The sequence below is a fragment of the Streptomyces sp. NPDC014801 genome (assembly GCF_043082085.1).
Taxonomy (GTDB): Bacteria; Actinomycetota; Actinomycetes; order Streptomycetales; family Streptomycetaceae; genus Streptomyces.
This window is the reverse complement of the sequence record NZ_JBIBXG010000022.1, coordinates 1-15,501: the sequence shown is the minus strand read 5'-3', so window position 1 is coordinate 15,501 and position 15,501 is coordinate 1. Positions and strand designations below refer to the sequence as shown.

The following is a 15,501-nucleotide window of genomic DNA, read 5'->3' as shown; positions in this document are numbered from 1 at the left end:
TCCCCGATGCGGTCACCGAGGTTGCGGATGATCTCTTCCAGACGTCGGCGTTGTTGCGGATCGACACGGAGCATCGGACACCGCACGCAGGCTTATCCGAACTAGCCCAGCTCGGCGGCAGGCCCATGCGAGCCGCCGTTCACCACGGAAGGTAGTCGTGAAGAAGTTGGCTGGAGACGTTCCATCGAGCGTGTCGTGCACATCGTCCGCACGTGCTTCGCGGTCCTACTGGGAATACGCGTAGGTCCGGACAGGATCGAGGTGCAGTTCAAAGGGCGTGAAACAGTCGGCTGCGAGAGTCGCGACCGGAGCGCCGCAGGGGCAGGCCCGGTTGAGTCCCGCGTCGCCTGTCGGTCCGCAGCATCCACTGCTGTTCTCCCAGTTGGGCAGTGGCTGAAGGCCGGCGGCGTCATCAGGATGCACCAGCACTGTGTGTCGGCTGCCGGCCGAGATGACGAAGCCTTCTTCTCGGCAGACCAAATGTCCGCGCGGCTGCGCTGGCTTCGGGTCCTCCTGATCGTCCTGCACGACGTAGGGAGCTCCCCAGGGCTCGGGATCGATCGCGTAGTGGCCCTGCGGAACGGTGGAAGGCGACCGGCGTGTCTCCTTGTCCCGGTCGCGCTCGTCGTCTGAGACGTGAGGGACGCTGGCAAGCTCGGCGAGCTCCGGCGTGATCGCGGAGCCACACTTGGAACACAGGAAGACGGTCATCCCCTCGTTGTAGTGCTTAGGACCGCTCCTCGCATCCTCGTTTCGCTGCTTGGGGTCGATGCGCGCGACGGCTGGATGACGGCCGCTCCGATCCCCTCGGTAGAGTCCCGACAAACAATGACAGGGAAGCAGGGCCGCCGGCCAAAGATCGACCAGGATGGTGGCATCGAGGACGTGACACTCCTCAGCCTGGAATGGCTGGGTGAGCAGGGCGTGAACGCCATGATCAGAGTGGACGCCGAGAGAGTGGCTGAAAGCGCGCCAGCATAGACGTTCGCCGCCAGTGGGGGTCCCTTGGAGCATGGCATGCGTGCTGACGGGAGGACTGTGCAGCTATGCACGTCCACAGCACTGTTGCAGCTGCGCGAGGCCGGACGTCGGTCAGCACGCGCTCCAGGTAGGCGGTCGAGTCCGCGCCCAATCCCCAGTCGATGACAGTGTCCAGATCGTCATTGGCGGTCAGGCCGGGCAGCTGCGGCGTGTACGCGACGTGGGACATGGCAGTGCGTCACTCCTTCGCGTTCCGGGCGGGCAGTCGGCGGGCGGGGATGATGAGGACCAGGGCGTCGGCGAGCCACGGGTCGCAGGTCGGCCACGGGTAGCCGTTGGAGAGCACGACCACCGGTCCCGGTTCATGGGTGAGGTGGCAACAGACGCCGCACCTGCAGGCGGGGTTGTAGGGCTCGGGGTGGGCGGTGTACTGGTCGTTGAAGTAGTCGGCGCCGCGCCGGGAGACCGCTGCGAGTATCGTGTCGCCCTCGACGACGTCGCCGGCGCGGGACACCCGCGCGTGGACAGGGTCCACCAGTAGCGGGCCGTGGTCGGCGTCGTCAGGGTAGGGGGTGACGACGACCTTGAAGAAGTCGACTTTCTCAGGCATGGAACAAGTCCTCTTCTCTGTCCCGTGTCCGGGCGTGTGTGGCCGGGGCAGGGGGTGAGGTTGGCGTGTGGAAGCAGGAATGGCTGCAGGGCGCGACCAGGACGGCGTGCTGATCGGCGTGCAGGCGAGCCCTGCGCTGGAGCGAGGAAGCGCCCTTGGCGGGTGTGGCGAGCTGGGGCGTACGCGGAGCATGGACGTGGTGGTCCTGCCCGCTTGGCCTCCACGCGCGTTTTAGCGAGGCTGAGCGTCGCCGCGATGGCGCGGTGCCGGATCGGCAGAGCCGTCCTCGGCGGGGGCTGCTGCCCCAGTATCAGGAGCAGCGCTGTGGGCGAGTGTGGTGCTGACGGGTTCCTCGCAGACCGCGGTGGCGAAGGCGTGCGCGCCAGCGATGATCTAGGCGGCGTTTCGATTGCCGGTCACGGCAGCGTCGACGGTCGGTTGGCCGAGGTGGCTCGTCGCCTCCCGGCGGGCGCACAGGTCCAAGGGGCAGTCAGCTCAGCCGGTACCGCGCCCAGGCGTGGGGTGTGCACTCCCTGACCAGGTTGGCCAGCCACGCTTGTGGTCGTTGAACGGTGCTCAGCGGAACCACTTGAACTCGGGTACGTACTTGGCGACCAGCTCAGCCATCTGAGGTTCCCTGAGCTGGAGAAGTCCAGCGGCGTTCATCGCGTGGTGTGCCTCACGGGTTGCGGCGGACAGCGCCTCATTGGATCGGTCAGGGTCCTCGATGGCGGCCTGGAGTGTGGCCATGAGGCGGACGTAGGCCTGGACGGCTTTCCGGGTGAGTTCCTCGTCGGTCGTGCCGTTGTGCTGATTCGTCATGCGGACTCCTTCGGTTGGGCGGCGCGGCCTGCTGCTTCGGTTCGACCGTGAGCTTCGGGCCGGCCGCGGACGGACCTTGTCCGTGGCTCCAGCGACGGTGCTGGGGGGTGATCCGGTGGTTCGGCTGTGACAGGGAACAGGTCAGGCCCGACCGTGCGAGCGACCACGGGGGCCGACCACTGGTCACGGTGATGTCACAGTCGCGAGGTCAGGCGGGTAAATCGGGATGGTTGGGTGCATGTCTGCGTGGGCTGTCAGTGCGGTTGGGCTGACCTTCTGATGCGGCGGCGGCTGGGCTGGGCAGGCTGGTCTCGGTGTAGGCGATGCGCTGGCGCAGGCTGAGGCCGAGGTCGTCGACGCTCAGGTAGATGGAGTTGTCCTTGATCTCGGTGATGCGGCCCTTGACCAGGACGGTGACCCCGCCGGTGAGCGATTCGGTGGCGTTGCGGGCGAGGTCCCGCCAGGCTGTGCACACGTAGGAGATCGGGATCCCGTCCCGCCACTTCCGGGTGGTGGCATCCCACTGGCTGGGGGTCTCGGTGAGACGGAACCGGCAGACAGCGATGCCGGATTCGGTGAAGCGGCATTCGACGTCGCTGGCGACGGTGCCAGACACGTGCGTGATCGACGGGGCCATACGAACACCTCCCATTTTAAATAATAGTGGCTCTTTGAAGTATGTCAGCGGAAGCCGTCCGGAGCAGGCAGGGTCCGCACCAGCCGGCCGATGTCCTCGGCGTACAGCGAGTAGTGCTCCTCCCCGCGTTCCTGGTCCGCCCCGTAGTACAGGTCGATGGCCTCCCGGTCGTCCAGAGGCGGGCGCTTGGGGATGCCCTCGTCCCCGAGCAGGTTGCTCCAGTTGCTGCGAACGTGGCCGGCCAGGGCGGCCCGCGCCGAGGCCTCGTCACTCCACAGGGTCACCTCGTCCTAGTGACGGTCCTGGCGACGCAGCACCCAGACGCTGCCCGCGACGAGCCGCGTGCGGGGCGCCGGGCCGCTGAAGTCGAAGCGGGCGAGCCACTCGTCGAGAATGTCCACGGTGTCGGCGCCGGGCCACTCGTCGGTGCGCTCCTTGAGCGCCTTCATCTGCTCGTACAGGTCGATGACGGCCGCACCCTCGGGCGTGACCGGATCGGGCGTGATCACGGAAGGCTCCTTCAGCAGCTAAGGGACGGTGGGGTGGAGTACGGGTCAGGGGGCGCCGTTCAGGAGGCTGCGGATCAGCCCCATCGGGCGCTCTTGTTCGTCCGTGAGCTGGGCGGTGCGCAGGACGTGCCTGCGCAGGACCGGCACGTCGAGGCTGATGCCCGAGGGAACTTCGGACCGGGCCGGTGGGAGGACCAGGCGGTAGGTCCGTGTGTCGATCATCCAGGCCTCGAAGCGGTCGGCTGGGGTGCCGCTGCGGGCGGTGTGGCCCTCATCGGGTGAGAGGGACGGGCACGGACAGCATGGATCGGTGCACGGCCGCCCGGCCGGATGGGTGGCCAGTACGGGAAGCTGCCGGTAGTGCGTGGCAGTGCCGTTGAGCATGGGGCAGTGCGCGGCGGCGTACGGCAGGCATTCCGGGTGCAGCGCGGGTTCCGGAGAGCAGCCCCGGGATACGTCGGCTGGGCGGACGATCAGAAAACAGCGCGCGTCGAGCCGCTCGCCGCAGATCTGGCACAGGTGGTGTAGGAAGGCGGTGCGAGCCCGGTCGGCGTCGAGACTCCCGAACGCCGCGTGGCCTCCGTGGATCAAAGACACGTACGGCACCACCAGCCCGCCCGACAAAGGCCGGCGCGCACATCGCTGGGGGATCGGATGCATGGGTGAATCCTTCGGATCGTGGGAGGGGCCGGCTGTCATCTGCCGTCCGGTGGGGGAGGGTCGGGCAGGAGCGATTCCCAGTGCGCGTAGTGGCAGTCGGTGGCGGCATGCAGGCGCAGGTGTAGCCACGCCAGGTCTTGCCCGGCCCGCAGGATGGCCTCGGCTCCGATGGCCACGGCCCGGGGGTAGGCGGTGGCGTCGTCCGGGTCGGCGGCGGCCACGATCAATCCCGGCCGGTGGGGCATGTGCCGGAGCGTGAAGGGCGTGTAGCTGCGGTCGTCCAGGAGGACGAGCGGTCCGGTGCGGTACTCCTCGGACGTGAACAGGGGCGTGGGCAAGTGCTTCAGAGGGACCGGGCAGGGCAGCAGGCCGATCGGGTCATCGTCCAAGCGGTCGCTGATGACCAGTACCGAGACCGCCTGCCGGGGCCTGTCGTCAGAGGGCTGTGCGGAGGTGGGCATGGTGGATCACACGTCGCTTTCGTCAAGGGCCGGGACAGCCGGCGGGGTTGTCCCGCCCCGGCGGGTCCGGATCGGCCTGCGCCGCCCGCAGCGGTGCGTCGCAGGCGCGCGGGTCAGTCCTCGATCAGCTCAAGGCAGAAGATCGGGACGCCGTTGCCGGGGATCCGGAAGCGTCGGACGTTCTCCGGGATGCGGTAGGTGCTGTAGCGGGTCTGCTCGCGCAGCTTGCCGGTCGACTCCTCGTCGAGAAGGAAGGCCACACGGCTGCCGCTACGGCTGCGATCGAGCACAGTGCCCGTCAGGCCTCGCAGCTTCTTCGAGCGCAGGGCGGGGGTGATGCGGGCCCGGCGCCCGGGCTGGATCCGAGCGAACGTGGCCTTGTCGATGACGCGGAGCCGCTGCGCGGCGGCCTCCTGCACTTGTGCGACGGCTGCTGCATCGGGCAGCTGCCGGATGAAGTCCCGAACGTCGTCGAAGGTGATGGGCATGCTGGTTCGCCTCTCTGCGTGGAGCGATGGACGGTCGGCCGGGCACACTGGTGTGCCCGGCAGGGGGCTGGAGGCGCGCCATTCAAAGCGGCACGGGGGGACGGGGATGCGGGCGCTGTCCCCGTCCGGGGCGGTCTAGGAGTCAGCCAGGATGTCGGTGAGTTCGATGCAGGCGGCCGGGACCCTCGGGATGCGGTAGCGCTTCTCACCGTCGGGGACGGTGAAACGGGTGTTGTGCGGGTCGCGGCGCAGCTGGTCTGTGGAGTCCTCGTCCAGCAGGAAGTCGAAACGACTGCGGGTCTTGTTGGGCTGCCCGACGGTGCCGGTCAGGCGGCCCAGGCAGGCCGGAGTGATCGTGGTGGTGATCCGCCCGGTGCGGCCCGGGAGGATGACCGGGCGCTTGTCGGCGTCCAGCTCGAGCAGACGCGCGGCCGCCGCCTCCTGGAGAGCGACCACGGCTCCGATGTCGGACAGTCCGCTGACGAAGGTACGGATTTCGGCAAGGGTGGGCATGGGGTGCGCCTCTTTCCTGGTTCGTGATGGGGCCGGGGGCGGGCACCGGATGTCGGCACCCGCCCGGTGCCGGTGGGTCAGCCCCCAGCGTTGGGCCGGTGGCTGGCGACGGCCTGCTGCTCGACCTCGGACAGCTGGTAGCTGCCGTCGTCGGCCTGGCCGAGGGATTCCAGGAGCAGCAGGTAGGCCGCCTGGAGCCGGTTGGGGGACACCCACAGATAGACGTGGGACATGCGAGCGGTGTCGAACTGCTTCGGTTCGCGGATGGTGTCCTCGAACGCGGCGGCGACCTGGGCGAACAGCACATTGGCCAGACGGTTCTTGGGGAAACCGGCGGCGGTCTCGCGGGCCGAGTCGTTCTCGGGGTCCTTCGCTCCGACAAGCAGCGCCACGGTCTGGGTGCACTGCTTGTCGGCCCACTTGCCATAGAAGCGGGGCAGGTCCAGGAGGATCTCCTGGGCGAACAGCCGGGCCTCGTCGGGCAGGCTCTTGCCACGCACCAGCCGCTTGACGAACTCCTGCCTCGGTCCGGCGGCGGCCTTCCAGGCCCGGTTGCACGCCACGATCCGGGCCCGCTCCGCAGCCTTGTGCTCGTCCTCCTCGGTCTTGGGCTTCTTCGGCAGCGGCCGGACCTTGTGGCCGTAGGCGGCCGGGTCGGCGCAGTACCAAACGGGCTGGTGCTCGTCGTCCAGGCGAGCGCTGTGGCCGGGGCAGTCCTTGTGGTTGTCCTCGGTGAGTGGGTTGCCCAGCCCGGTGGTGAGCTCCGTCAGGGGACGGGACGGGTCCTTCTCGTAGGACGGCATCCGACCCAGCAGGGGGATGTTCGCCGCCCTCAGCTTCTCCTCCGCCTTGGCACGGGTCTCGGCGTCGGCCTGCTCGGCGCGCAGCAGGGCCATTTCCTGGTCCCAGTGACCGCGCCCGCCCTTGCCCTCCGCGTGGTCGCGCGCGAGTGCCCGCATCAGCCGGTCCTCGGCGCCGCGCACACCTGCGACTTCGGCGAGTTGGGCGGTCTGCTCCAGGTCCATGCCTGCGGCCGCCGTACGGCGCAGAGTGGCGTCGTTGAGCTGCTGTGCCGCCTTGGCCTGCTTGGCCGCGTTGCGGCCCACACCGAGGGCCTTGGCGGCCGTGCGCCGGTCGACGTCGCTCATGTCGATCAGGGCGAGTTCCTGCGCTTTGAGGGTGTCCCGCTGGCTCATGCCCTCGCGGTGGTCGTTCTCGACCAGGGACAAAAACCGCGTCCAGCCGTCGCGGCCGACCAGGTCCTCACGCACGTACGCCTTCACCGGGCGCAGCACACGGCCTTCCGCTTCGGCGGTGGCGTTGGCGATCTGCGCCGCCTGCGCGCGCCTCCAGCCCTTGAACGCACCGAAGGTGCCGTCGGGCCGGGGGCGGACGCTGAGGGGCTCCTCGACGCCGAGCTGCTTCACGGAGGTGATCAGCTTTTCGTCCGGCTCGGTGTCCTGTTCGCGGGCGTTGCACTCGTCACGTACCACCAGCGAGGGATCGAGGTGGACGATCTGCGGCGTGGCCTCCTCTTGGGCGGCCTGCTTGTCGGTCGGGGTCGAGACGGCGGTGGCCATGTGGCTCTCCTTCTCTTTGCCTCGTCGGCGGCAAGGCGTGAAACCCTGCGCTTAAAATAATAGTGTGACCTGGTATGGTGGCTAGATCCCCCCGACCTGCGGAAACACCGGCGCCTAGGCGCGGCGTGCAGGCGTGAGCCGGCTGTTCGGGCGGCGCGCGAGCACTAGCCGCCAGTGGGAGCGCTCAGCCGGCGGTCCGATGCCGGCTGCGGAAGTGGGCGGCACGGACCTCGGCGTCGAACTCGGGGTGCTGGCGGGAAGTTGAGGGGAGCAGCGCACTGCGCAGGTCCATGGCGCGGGCGAGGACGTCCAACTGCCCGGGGGAGAGCACGTAGGGGCCCTGCTCGTCGGCATCCAGGACGGCCAGCAGGCCTTCGGCAATGGTGACGTCTGCTGGGTGCCGGTAGACCGGACGGCTCCGGCTGAGCCGCAGGGCAAGGGCCAGGCTCGCGCCCAGGTGCGGGGCGTGGCAGTGCCGGGGGGGTGAGGACCCGATGGCCGTCCGGCACAGTGGGGACCTGGAGCACGCCCGCGAGCACGATGAGCCGTTCGTCGCTGTATACGGCGAATACCGACTCGGTGACCCGCCTGCCGCAGGACCGGCAGGCGTAGGAGCCCGGATCCCGGGGCTCGTAGCGGCCTGCGCGGCAGAGGTGGCAGAGGATCGGAACTGGCATGGCCGGGCCTCCTTCGCGCGGGCGCCGCAGCGGAGCTGGTCCACCACCTGGTGGGCTCCCTCGCGCCCGGTGACGGCGTATCGGAGGGGCGGCAGACGGCGGAGGGGCATGACGGAACTCCATCCATGCAACGGGGCTGCTGGCCTGGGGCGGCAGCGTCTGGCGGAAGTGGCGCTGGTCAGGCGGTGGGCAGCGGGGTGTAGGAGGAGAGGACGTAGTGGCCCAGCTCGCGCAGGGCGCCGGCGGTCAATTCCACGGCCGCGGCACTGCTGTCGGTCGGGCGGGTGAACGCCTCGATCTCGCTGTTCCAGGCGAATCCCTGGGCTGTGAGGGCGTCCTTTGTACCCGGCGTGAGGTCGGCCGAGGACCTGGGGGCTGCGACCAGTCCGTAAGCGGGGTCGGGAACGACGAGGAACACCGGGTCTCCTTGTGGGAAGGGGAGGGGCCGTCGGGACGGGACGGCCCGGTGGAAGCGGACGGCTGGTTAGCGCGTGACGGTGACGGTGTAGTCGGCGTCCAGGACGGCGAGCGCGGCACGGATTGCGGCGCGGGTCTCCTGGCTCGGCAACGAGTAGGGGAAGTCCAGGGCGCGCACCGCGTCGTCCAGGTCGAGGTCGCGCATCGGCAGCCGGTATCGGCTGCGGTAGAGGGTGACGGCGGTTGCCGTGGCGACGCGGCTGCGGTTGTAGGCGATGGCTTCCTCGGCGGTGAGGTCGGTGCCGAGCGCTTCGCGCGCGGTGGGCGGCAGAGCTGTGATCCCGGCGCTGAACTGGCGGGCGGGAATCCGGAAGTGAGCCGATCGCAGGGCGCGGCGCAGCATTCGAAACACGGCAACTCCCGGTGCTGGAAGGGGGAAGCGAGTCGCCACACGGAGGGCGACCCGGTCACATTTCTAATAATAGTGGAACTTGCAGGGGTGTGAACCCGCCCCTGACCTGGCCGTTTACTCCTGCGTGGGCTGGGCGAACGCGGTCAGCATGGGGATCACCCGGTCTGGGCGGCCGCACGCCTCGACGGTCACCGACTCCCCGAGGCACCGACGACGACGGCCACGCTGTCCACCTGGATGGGCCCTGCTGTCCGGGCGGGCGGGCGTCGTGTTGCCAGGTGACCCGAGTGTGCCGGTACTGCTCCTCGATGTGGGCGCCGGGCAGTACGCCGGCCACGGCTCCGGCGACTGCTGCGCGGGCGCTGGCCTCCGCCTGCTCCCGGGCGGTGAGCTGGGCGGCCAGTGCGGCGGCTTCGGCGTGCAGCGGGTAGAGGCGCCGGGAGATCTCGCGGGCCACATGGCGGGCACTGATCGCTGTCACCCCGATCGACGGAGTCTGCATCCGGGCCTCGTCCAGGAGGGCTGCATAGACCTTGAGTCGGCTGGGCTGCTTCGCGTCGGGCTGGCACAGGCGCAGGGCGCGGTCGTCGCTGTCGATGATCAGCCGTGCCAGTCCGCGGGTGTACCCAGTCAGCGGGGCGGTCCGGCAGTGCGTGCCCAGCTCCTGCGCTACGCCGTCGGCGAATGCGTTGAATTGGTCCTGGGTGGTCAACTCCTGCGGCACGGCGCCGTCACTCCTTCGGGGTCATGGTGGGGTATTGGGGTGGTGTGGTCGTGTTCTGGTCGCGGTGCTCGGCGTCTCGGCGGAGGTCCTTGGCGGTGTAGCCGGTGTCGCACGCCGGCTTGCACAGCTGGCCCGGCGCCGCACCGCACGTCTCGCACCAGTCGTCGAAGTCGTCGGGACACCATGGCCGCAGCGCGGCGGTCATGCGGGAAACGCTCGGATGTGATCGGCGACCGCCCGGGCGGACAGGATCGGAGTCTGATGTGTCCGTGCGGCGCACTGGGCCTGCCAGATATTTGCGGGCCGCGGCGGGGTGATCTGGTTGCTGGGCTGATACTCCACTCGCGGCCGTGCGAGTCGGTGGCGGTGTAGGTCAGAAACGCGGGCTGGTCCTGGCGGCCGTTGTCGGTCCAGGAAAGGCCGGCGGCCGTGAGGGCCCGGCCCAGCTGGCCGCAGCGATCGCGGGTGATGTGACCGAAGGTGGCCAATGCGCGGTCCCTTCTGTGACTGGCGGCGGTGTGAGGCGACCAATTCAACAACACATATAATAGTTTGATTATCGGTGTTGTGAACCCGACCCTTCACCTGCGGCTGATGAACGCGTGATCATGCGGGAACCGGTGGTGACCGCGTTGGGCGGCTGGTGGTCACGGTAGTCCGAGACCTTCACGTACCCGCCGGGCATCTGTCCAGCCGCAGACCGGGCCCCCAGCCGTCGGTCACGTGCTGAGGGAGGCTCTCGACGTCGGTCGCCTCGATCTGCTCGGCCCAGCCAGTCACTTCGCCGCCGAACGCCTTCCGCCACGCCAGCAGGATGGGGAAGACCTGGCCGCAGTCGTCGACCAGGGCGACGGCGCGGGCCTCGGTTGGGGCCCGGGCAATCGGCATAAGCGGGCGTCTCGGGGCGGGTGCGCTCTCCAAGGGGCATCAACCAATCGTCATGACATCTCCTCCAGGCGCGCGGCGACCGAGGCAGTGGCAGCGTGCGTGGGCGGTTGCGGGCGGCGGTCCGGGCGTCCTGAGTGCTGCTGGGCGCGCAGGGAGGTGGCTTCGGCTTCGGCGCGGCGGGCGTGCTCGTGCTCGCGGCCGGCCGCGGAGAGGCTGTGAGCGGCCAACCACCGCTGTACGGCCACGGTGCACGCCAGCGCGTTGGGAAGTACGGAGCAGGGCAGGTCGGCGAGCATCAGCAGCAGGACCGGATGCGGGCAGGCGGTGAACCAGCGGGCGATCATCCACCAGGCGGCCACGGCGTCGCGCCGCAGGTGGTGCGCTGCGCGGGCCTGCCGTTCCAGGCGGGCGGCTTCGGCCTGGTGGTGGCCGGCCGACCAGGTGAGGAAGCGCAGCAGGGCCACAGCGTCGCGCTGCAGCGAGAGGTTCAGGATCACAGGAAGGTCGTCGCGGCTCATGACATGGGCGGCGCAGGCCCGTAGGACGGCGGTGAGCGTCACTGACGTCCTCTCGGACGGCTCGTACCCGGCAGTGGACGTCGCCGGGTACACGCTGGCTTCAAGCTGGTCGGCGTAGGGGTCGGGATAGAGAGTCAGGCTGCCGTGGTAGCGGGTGCGGCTGCGGGTGAGCCGAGGCAGGGCGTCGTCGGGGGCGATGGTCTGGTACGCGTTGACGGGTCCGAGGCAGGCGCGTACTGCGGTGAACTGGTCCCAGTGATGGGGGTGGTGGGTTCCGGTGACGTGCACGCTGCCGCGCATCGCCCCGCCCAGCTCAAAGACGACTGCGTCGTCCTGGCGGGGACCAGCGGTGGCGCGCACGATGCCGGCGGGCGTGTCCACGGTCAGGATCGGGCTGGTCATGGGCTGCGGCTCCTCGGTTGTCAGTTCGGTGAGCGGGGTGCCTGCCGCGCCGACGCCCGCCGAAGGGGAGGGCGCGGGCGTCGGCGCGGCAGGCCTTCGGCCAGTGGCGCGCTGGCCGGGCCCGTCCGCCGCGCCGGAGGGGGCGGGGCGGCGGACGGGGGCTGTGGTTACTCCTGCGGCGGCTTGTGGCGGCGCAGGTTGTCCCGCTCGGTCAGGGACACGTCCTTGCCGCACGGGCAGGCGCCGTACCGGCGGCCGTGCAGGTGGAGGAACTTCGTGCCCGCGTTCTTGGCGTTGACCGTGCGGACGGTGCCGGGAACCGGGGTGGTGTTGGTGCAGTAGCCGTCTGCGGTAACAGCGGGCTTGTCAGCCACGAGGGCTCTCCTCGTCGGTATCGGTGATCTGGGGCAGGACCGGTGCGTCGTACACCTCGCGGCGTACGGCGGGCGCGCCGGGGCACGGGATGACGGCCTGCTGGAGCTCGGCCGTGTCGATGGGGTGCAGCCACCCGTTCCGCACGGTCCAGCCGCACGCGCGGGAGTAGGGCTCGGCTGCCGTGGTGGCGACCAGGACGGCGCTGCGTACGGTGCTGCCCACGAGCGCGAACACCAGCAGCGTGCTTAGCGCGCAGTAGTCGTCTTCGTCCAGGACGGCCAGGCGCAGCGGGGCGGTGCCGACGGAGAGGTCTGCCTGAGCCCGGACCAACGTGTCGTCGGTGCGCTCGGCGACCAGGTTCAACGTGTGCTCGCCGTCGCCGAGTGCCTGGAGCATGGCGGCGAGCGCGGCCAGGGTGCGGCTCATGGCGGCCTCTTTGGCGGCGTCGTCGGGGCGGGTGAGCTCCGAGCGTGCGGGCATGGGGGAGCACTCCTTGCCGACGGGGGCGGTGAGCACCGGGGGGCACGTGGCGTGGCGGGGTTCTTCTCGGCGCGCGGTCTGCTCCGCAGACGCGTCGCGCTGCCGCTACGCGGCAGAGGGGGGGCGGGCGCGCTTCGCGCTCCCTTCAGCTGGCGGCGCGCTCCGCGCTTCCGCAGATGGGGGAGCAGTCCGCGCTCTGATGCGGGTTGGCGCCTTCGCCTCTGCCGGGAGGCGAGGGCCCGTGCGGGCCGGGGGCCAGGGGAGGGGGAGGTGCCCGGCCCGCACGGGGGCCTGTCAGCCGTGCGCGGCGGCGGCCGTCAGGGCGGGCAGCGCGAGCGCTTCCAGGGCGGCGGCCTGGTCGGCGTCCGTGAGGGTCTGCGCGGTCGACGTGATCGCCTGCATCACGCCCCCGGCCGTCATCTGACCGCCCCGCACGAAGTGGGAAAGGATCATGTCCTTGGCTTCGACTCCGATGCTGAGCGTCTTGGTGACGTGCTCGATGGTCTTCGTCGGCTCGGCCAGCGTCTTACCGGCGGCGGCCTCCATCGCGCGTACCTTGGCCTCGACGTACTCGCGTGACAGGAAGGTGCGGACGGCGTCGGCGGTCTTGGACGTGATGAGCTCCAGCGTCTTGCGCTGAGTCTGGCCGGACCACGACACAACGCCCTCGTCCTGCTTGCCGCCGAGGTGTACGGCGCGCATGACGTCCTTGGTCTCGGTCAGGCCGTTGCGGCACACCTGGATGATGGCGCGCGGGGTGATGGTGTACGCCCCTGCGCCGACCTCGCTGTTAGTGATGACGAAACCGGCGGAGATCATGGGCAGTTCGTCGCCGCTGCGGCCGTCGAACGGCGAGCGGTAGCCGCGCAGCAGCTCGCGGGCCTGGACGGCGACCGCGTCGGACTCCACGCGCACATACATGCGCCGGTCGGTCAGGTCGCACCCCGTGACGCGGGTGGGGTGGCCGGACTGCCGCACCCCGTCCAGGGCGGCCAGCAGCATGTCGAGGTTGTCCATGAGCTTGTAACTGTCGGACAGCAGCGCGCGGGCCACGCCCTCGGCCGGCGGCATGCCGGGGCCGCTGTCGCCCCGGAACGCGCGGAGCATGAAACGGCGCTCCGGGTCCTCTCGCAGCCATGCGTTGACGTTCTCGTCCAGCAGCGAGACGTTCTCAGCGCGCATGCGGCGCAGGTAGGCGAGGGGGATGCGGAGCTTGTCGGAGATCCCCTCGTCGGCCACACCGGTGGGCCGGTAGATGCCGTCGACGTTCGTGACCCCGTCCTCGGTGATCAGGGACTCGATGCCCTCGACGTGCAGGTTGCCGTCATGGAATCGCAGGGCGGCGGCGGGGGCGATCACGTCCAGCTTGCGCCGGTTCTGGTCCTCCAGGATGCGGACCAGGTCGGAGAGGTCGGCGTTACGGGCTCCAGTGGGGGCCACGTTCGTGGCGCGCTCGGCGAACTGCTGAGTCATGCGGTGTTCTCCCCTTCTGTTGGCTTCTGCGGTTCGGGGGCGGGGCCACCGCCCCCCGAACAACTTCAATAATAGTGTGTTCCAGGGGTGTGTGAACCCACCCCTGACCAGCACACTTAGACTGTGGTGCGGTACTCCGGCAACGCCGTCAGACTTGCACGCCGCACCCGCGTGACCACCGGCACGGCGGTCACGCCGTGCATCTCGCACAGGTCGTACCGCAACTCCGCCTCCCCGCCGAACGGGTCCGCGAACGCGTGGATGGCGCACACCCAGTACGTCCCATGCCGCTGCGTCAGACTGCCGTGATAGTCGACCTTCTGCCACAGCACCGGCCCAACATGCTGCGGATCCAGACTCCGCGCGACCGCGATCACCATCGGGTCCGCCATCCGCTCAGCCAGCAGCAGGACGAACGCACGAGCGACCGTCGAGCGGTCCACAGGGACACCGGCCATAGCCAACCCTGTATGCCCGGTGCGCACCCCCATGGCCCAACCCAGCTCGAAGAACGGCTGCACCATCTCCAACTGCTCCGACGGCACCCGCAGCGCTTCCGGGTCACCCGCGCTACGCGCCAACTCCCGCAGCGCGTAAGCCGCCTGCTCCTGCTCCGCCACCGTGAGAGGTACCCCCACGTCTTCGGCCTGCTGTGCAATTCGTGTGCTCTCCATGGCTCCCTATCCCTTCCGGTGCGCCGTGTGGGTTGGGGGCGCTCACTTTGAACGCCCCCAACCCCGAGCGGATTAGTTGAGGAATCCGCGCGAACGGAGGAACTCGGCCGTCAGGTGCGCGATCCCCTGGGGCTTGTAGATCTGCGGGAATCGCCGCATTTCGACTTCCATTCGGCCCTGGTCGTCCGGCTCGATGAATTCGTGCACGAGCCGATAAGGCTGGTCACCCATCGGCATTTCCAGCACCACCGGCCCAACCTTGGTGTCGAACCGGATTCCGGTGTAGTTGGCGTCGGAGTTGTGCACGATCTTCGCGCCCGCACGCTGGCAGATGAGCGGCAGGAAGTTGGCGACGGTGCGGGCCTGAATGGCAAGGCCACCCATGGGGGCGTCCACGCCGCCACGTACCCGGCGGACGATGCCGTCAAGGATCTGGATCTCCACGTTTTCCCCTTCGTTGGTCTTCTGCGGTTGTCGGAGGTCGCCCCCTCCGAACACTTCAAATAATAGTGGATGTGCCGAGCGAATGGAAGCCCTGTTGCGCACCATGTTGCGCTCGGGGGGCTGCGCCTGATGTCGCGTCAGGTGTTGCGCCGGTGGTTGCGCTGGCCGACGGCCGGCTTGCGGCTAACCCCTGGTCAACGGCCTGCGGACAGGTGGTCGGATCACTGACATCCCCTCTGTTGCCACGTTCCCGCGCTGGTTGAAGGATGAGTGAGGAATGGGCGGGTGGCGGGTGGTGTGGCGGCCTCGGGGATCGGGCGTCTCGTTCGTTGGTTTGCGCGTCGGCCGGGGGCCGCCGCGGGGGTGTGTGGGGTCGGGTCGCGGGGATCTGGTGGTGTTGTGCGGATGTGAGGCAGAGTCAGGGGCTGGCTGATGTCCGGCGCCGGGTATTCAGTGGCGTGCGAGTTGTTTGGCGTCGGGTTCTCCTGGTGGGGGAGCGGATGTACCCAGGGTGGGATGCTGGTTGGTAGTGAAGGTTGCTGAGGTTTTTGGGGTGAGCAGGAGAATCCGAGAACCTGCAACTTGCCTTGAGCTATATAGACTTGGCAATCCGTTAGCAAATCCGGTGCCACCCCTTCTCGCAGCTGGCTTGAGGGATTCGCGGAGCGAATCCCTCTCGGTCCCGAATCGCGGAGCGAATTCGGGCCTTGGCCAACGGAGTTGGCCAAGGATTCCGGCGGAGCCGGAATTCGGAAT

The 15,501-nt window shown here is 69.2% G+C and carries 23 protein-coding genes; all 23 read right to left on the bottom strand.

What is annotated here, in order from left to right; translation table 11 throughout:
• Nucleotides 1-225 precede the first annotated feature (225 nt).
• Entirely contained in the window at nucleotides 226-711 is a 486-nt protein-coding gene (locus ACF1AL_RS37800) for a hypothetical protein (protein WP_391781013.1), read from the bottom strand.
• A 508-nt stretch (nucleotides 712-1,219) separates the two neighbouring features.
• Entirely contained in the window at nucleotides 1,220-1,591 is a 372-nt protein-coding gene (locus ACF1AL_RS37795) for a hypothetical protein (RefSeq protein ID WP_391781015.1), read from the bottom strand.
• A gap of 576 nt (nucleotides 1,592-2,167) precedes the next feature.
• Nucleotides 2,168-2,413 carry a hypothetical protein gene (locus ACF1AL_RS37790; protein WP_391781016.1) on the bottom strand — a complete coding sequence of 82 codons (246 nt, stop codon included), beginning with the start codon at nucleotides 2,411-2,413 and terminating at the stop codon, nucleotides 2,168-2,170.
• Between the two features lie 208 nt (nucleotides 2,414-2,621).
• Complete coding sequence (locus ACF1AL_RS37785; RefSeq protein ID WP_391781017.1) at nucleotides 2,622-3,050, bottom strand: single-stranded DNA-binding protein; 429 nt, start codon at nucleotides 3,048-3,050, stop codon at nucleotides 2,622-2,624.
• A 44-nt stretch (nucleotides 3,051-3,094) separates the two neighbouring features.
• A complete protein-coding gene (locus ACF1AL_RS37780) occupies nucleotides 3,095-3,334 on the bottom strand; it encodes a hypothetical protein (RefSeq protein ID WP_391781018.1) in 240 nt (79 codons plus the stop codon).
• Between the two features lie 6 nt (nucleotides 3,335-3,340).
• A complete protein-coding gene (locus ACF1AL_RS37775; RefSeq protein ID WP_391781019.1) occupies nucleotides 3,341-3,559 on the bottom strand; it encodes a hypothetical protein in 219 nt (72 codons plus the stop codon).
• A 45-nt stretch (nucleotides 3,560-3,604) separates the two neighbouring features.
• Nucleotides 3,605-4,219 carry a cell envelope biogenesis protein OmpA gene (locus tag ACF1AL_RS37770; RefSeq protein ID WP_391781043.1) on the bottom strand — a complete coding sequence of 205 codons (615 nt, stop codon included), beginning with the start codon at nucleotides 4,217-4,219 and terminating at the stop codon, nucleotides 3,605-3,607.
• Nucleotides 4,220-4,254: 35 nt separating this feature from the next.
• Nucleotides 4,255-4,608, bottom strand: a complete 354-nt coding sequence (locus tag ACF1AL_RS37765) for a hypothetical protein (RefSeq protein ID WP_391781020.1) — start codon at nucleotides 4,606-4,608, stop codon at nucleotides 4,255-4,257.
• Nucleotides 4,609-4,793: 185 nt separating this feature from the next.
• Nucleotides 4,794-5,168, bottom strand: a complete 375-nt coding sequence (locus ACF1AL_RS37760) for a hypothetical protein (protein WP_391781021.1) — start codon at nucleotides 5,166-5,168, stop codon at nucleotides 4,794-4,796.
• A gap of 135 nt (nucleotides 5,169-5,303) precedes the next feature.
• Nucleotides 5,304-5,681, bottom strand: coding sequence for a hypothetical protein (locus ACF1AL_RS37755; protein WP_391781022.1), 378 nt, complete (start codon nucleotides 5,679-5,681; stop codon nucleotides 5,304-5,306).
• A gap of 77 nt (nucleotides 5,682-5,758) precedes the next feature.
• Nucleotides 5,759-7,261: a ParB/RepB/Spo0J family partition protein gene (locus ACF1AL_RS37750; RefSeq protein WP_391781023.1), complete on the bottom strand. Its 1,503-nt coding sequence runs from the start codon at nucleotides 7,259-7,261 to the stop codon at nucleotides 5,759-5,761.
• A 184-nt stretch (nucleotides 7,262-7,445) separates the two neighbouring features.
• The gene (locus tag ACF1AL_RS37745) at nucleotides 7,446-7,592 is read right to left on the bottom strand and encodes a hypothetical protein (protein WP_391781024.1); all 147 of its coding nucleotides are present in this window, start codon (nucleotides 7,590-7,592) and stop codon (nucleotides 7,446-7,448) included.
• A gap of 524 nt (nucleotides 7,593-8,116) precedes the next feature.
• Nucleotides 8,117-8,356 (bottom strand): hypothetical protein, encoded by a 240-nt coding sequence (locus tag ACF1AL_RS37740; protein ID WP_391781025.1) that lies wholly within the window; start codon nucleotides 8,354-8,356, stop codon nucleotides 8,117-8,119.
• A gap of 66 nt (nucleotides 8,357-8,422) precedes the next feature.
• A complete protein-coding gene (locus tag ACF1AL_RS37735; RefSeq protein WP_391781044.1) occupies nucleotides 8,423-8,758 on the bottom strand; it encodes a hypothetical protein in 336 nt (111 codons plus the stop codon).
• Between the two features lie 64 nt (nucleotides 8,759-8,822).
• Nucleotides 8,823-9,491, bottom strand: coding sequence for a hypothetical protein (locus ACF1AL_RS37730; protein ID WP_391781026.1), 669 nt, complete (start codon nucleotides 9,489-9,491; stop codon nucleotides 8,823-8,825).
• 7 nt (nucleotides 9,492-9,498) lie between these two features.
• Entirely contained in the window at nucleotides 9,499-9,696 is a 198-nt protein-coding gene (locus tag ACF1AL_RS37725) for a hypothetical protein (RefSeq protein ID WP_391781027.1), read from the bottom strand.
• Nucleotides 9,697-10,157: 461 nt separating this feature from the next.
• Nucleotides 10,158-10,379 carry a hypothetical protein gene (locus ACF1AL_RS37720; RefSeq protein WP_391781028.1) on the bottom strand — a complete coding sequence of 74 codons (222 nt, stop codon included), beginning with the start codon at nucleotides 10,377-10,379 and terminating at the stop codon, nucleotides 10,158-10,160.
• Between the two features lie 50 nt (nucleotides 10,380-10,429).
• Nucleotides 10,430-11,299 (bottom strand): hypothetical protein, encoded by an 870-nt coding sequence (locus tag ACF1AL_RS37715; RefSeq protein ID WP_391781029.1) that lies wholly within the window; start codon nucleotides 11,297-11,299, stop codon nucleotides 10,430-10,432.
• A gap of 167 nt (nucleotides 11,300-11,466) precedes the next feature.
• Entirely contained in the window at nucleotides 11,467-11,673 is a 207-nt protein-coding gene (locus ACF1AL_RS37710) for a hypothetical protein (RefSeq protein WP_391781030.1), read from the bottom strand.
• Nucleotides 11,666-12,154 carry a hypothetical protein gene (locus tag ACF1AL_RS37705; protein ID WP_391781031.1) on the bottom strand — a complete coding sequence of 163 codons (489 nt, stop codon included), beginning with the start codon at nucleotides 12,152-12,154 and terminating at the stop codon, nucleotides 11,666-11,668. The genes ACF1AL_RS37710 and ACF1AL_RS37705 overlap by 8 nt, the downstream gene beginning before the upstream one ends.
• Before the next feature lie 294 nt (nucleotides 12,155-12,448).
• On the bottom strand, nucleotides 12,449-13,627 hold the full coding sequence (locus tag ACF1AL_RS37700; protein ID WP_391781032.1) for a DUF932 domain-containing protein: 1,179 nt from the start codon (nucleotides 13,625-13,627) through the stop codon (nucleotides 12,449-12,451).
• A gap of 116 nt (nucleotides 13,628-13,743) precedes the next feature.
• Nucleotides 13,744-14,301 carry a hypothetical protein gene (locus ACF1AL_RS37695; RefSeq protein ID WP_391781033.1) on the bottom strand — a complete coding sequence of 186 codons (558 nt, stop codon included), beginning with the start codon at nucleotides 14,299-14,301 and terminating at the stop codon, nucleotides 13,744-13,746.
• Between the two features lie 72 nt (nucleotides 14,302-14,373).
• Entirely contained in the window at nucleotides 14,374-14,745 is a 372-nt protein-coding gene (locus tag ACF1AL_RS37690) for a hypothetical protein (protein ID WP_391781034.1), read from the bottom strand.
• Nucleotides 14,746-15,501: the final 756 nt, after the last annotated feature.

What these genes read in the sequence shown, in the direction of transcription:
- ACF1AL_RS37720 (WP_391781028.1), bottom strand. Translation starts at nt 10,379, where the DNA reads ATGCCGATTGCCCGGGCCCCAACCGAGGCCCGCGCCGTCGCCCTGGTC.
- ACF1AL_RS37700 (WP_391781032.1), bottom strand. Translation starts at nt 13,627, where the DNA reads ATGACTCAGCAGTTCGCCGAGCGCGCCACGAACGTGGCCCCCACTGGA.
- ACF1AL_RS37705 (WP_391781031.1), bottom strand. Translation starts at nt 12,154, where the DNA reads ATGCCCGCACGCTCGGAGCTCACCCGCCCCGACGACGCCGCCAAAGAG.
- ACF1AL_RS37750 (WP_391781023.1), bottom strand. Translation starts at nt 7,261, where the DNA reads ATGGCCACCGCCGTCTCGACCCCGACCGACAAGCAGGCCGCCCAAGAG.
- ACF1AL_RS37725 (WP_391781027.1), bottom strand. Translation starts at nt 9,696, where the DNA reads ATGACCGCCGCGCTGCGGCCATGGTGTCCCGACGACTTCGACGACTGG.
- ACF1AL_RS37785 (WP_391781017.1), bottom strand. Translation starts at nt 3,050, where the DNA reads ATGGCCCCGTCGATCACGCACGTGTCTGGCACCGTCGCCAGCGACGTC.
- ACF1AL_RS37755 (WP_391781022.1), bottom strand. Translation starts at nt 5,681, where the DNA reads ATGCCCACCCTTGCCGAAATCCGTACCTTCGTCAGCGGACTGTCCGAC.
- ACF1AL_RS37760 (WP_391781021.1), bottom strand. Translation starts at nt 5,168, where the DNA reads ATGCCCATCACCTTCGACGACGTTCGGGACTTCATCCGGCAGCTGCCC.
- ACF1AL_RS37715 (WP_391781029.1), bottom strand. Translation starts at nt 11,299, where the DNA reads ATGACCAGCCCGATCCTGACCGTGGACACGCCCGCCGGCATCGTGCGC.
- ACF1AL_RS37770 (WP_391781043.1), bottom strand. Translation starts at nt 4,219, where the DNA reads ATGCATCCGATCCCCCAGCGATGTGCGCGCCGGCCTTTGTCGGGCGGG.
- ACF1AL_RS37735 (WP_391781044.1), bottom strand. Translation starts at nt 8,758, where the DNA reads ATGCTGCGCCGCGCCCTGCGATCGGCTCACTTCCGGATTCCCGCCCGC.
- ACF1AL_RS37695 (WP_391781033.1), bottom strand. Translation starts at nt 14,301, where the DNA reads ATGGAGAGCACACGAATTGCACAGCAGGCCGAAGACGTGGGGGTACCT.
- ACF1AL_RS37795 (WP_391781015.1), bottom strand. Translation starts at nt 1,591, where the DNA reads ATGCCTGAGAAAGTCGACTTCTTCAAGGTCGTCGTCACCCCCTACCCT.
- ACF1AL_RS37800 (WP_391781013.1), bottom strand. Translation starts at nt 711, where the DNA reads ATGACCGTCTTCCTGTGTTCCAAGTGTGGCTCCGCGATCACGCCGGAG.
- ACF1AL_RS37790 (WP_391781016.1), bottom strand. Translation starts at nt 2,413, where the DNA reads ATGACGAATCAGCACAACGGCACGACCGACGAGGAACTCACCCGGAAA.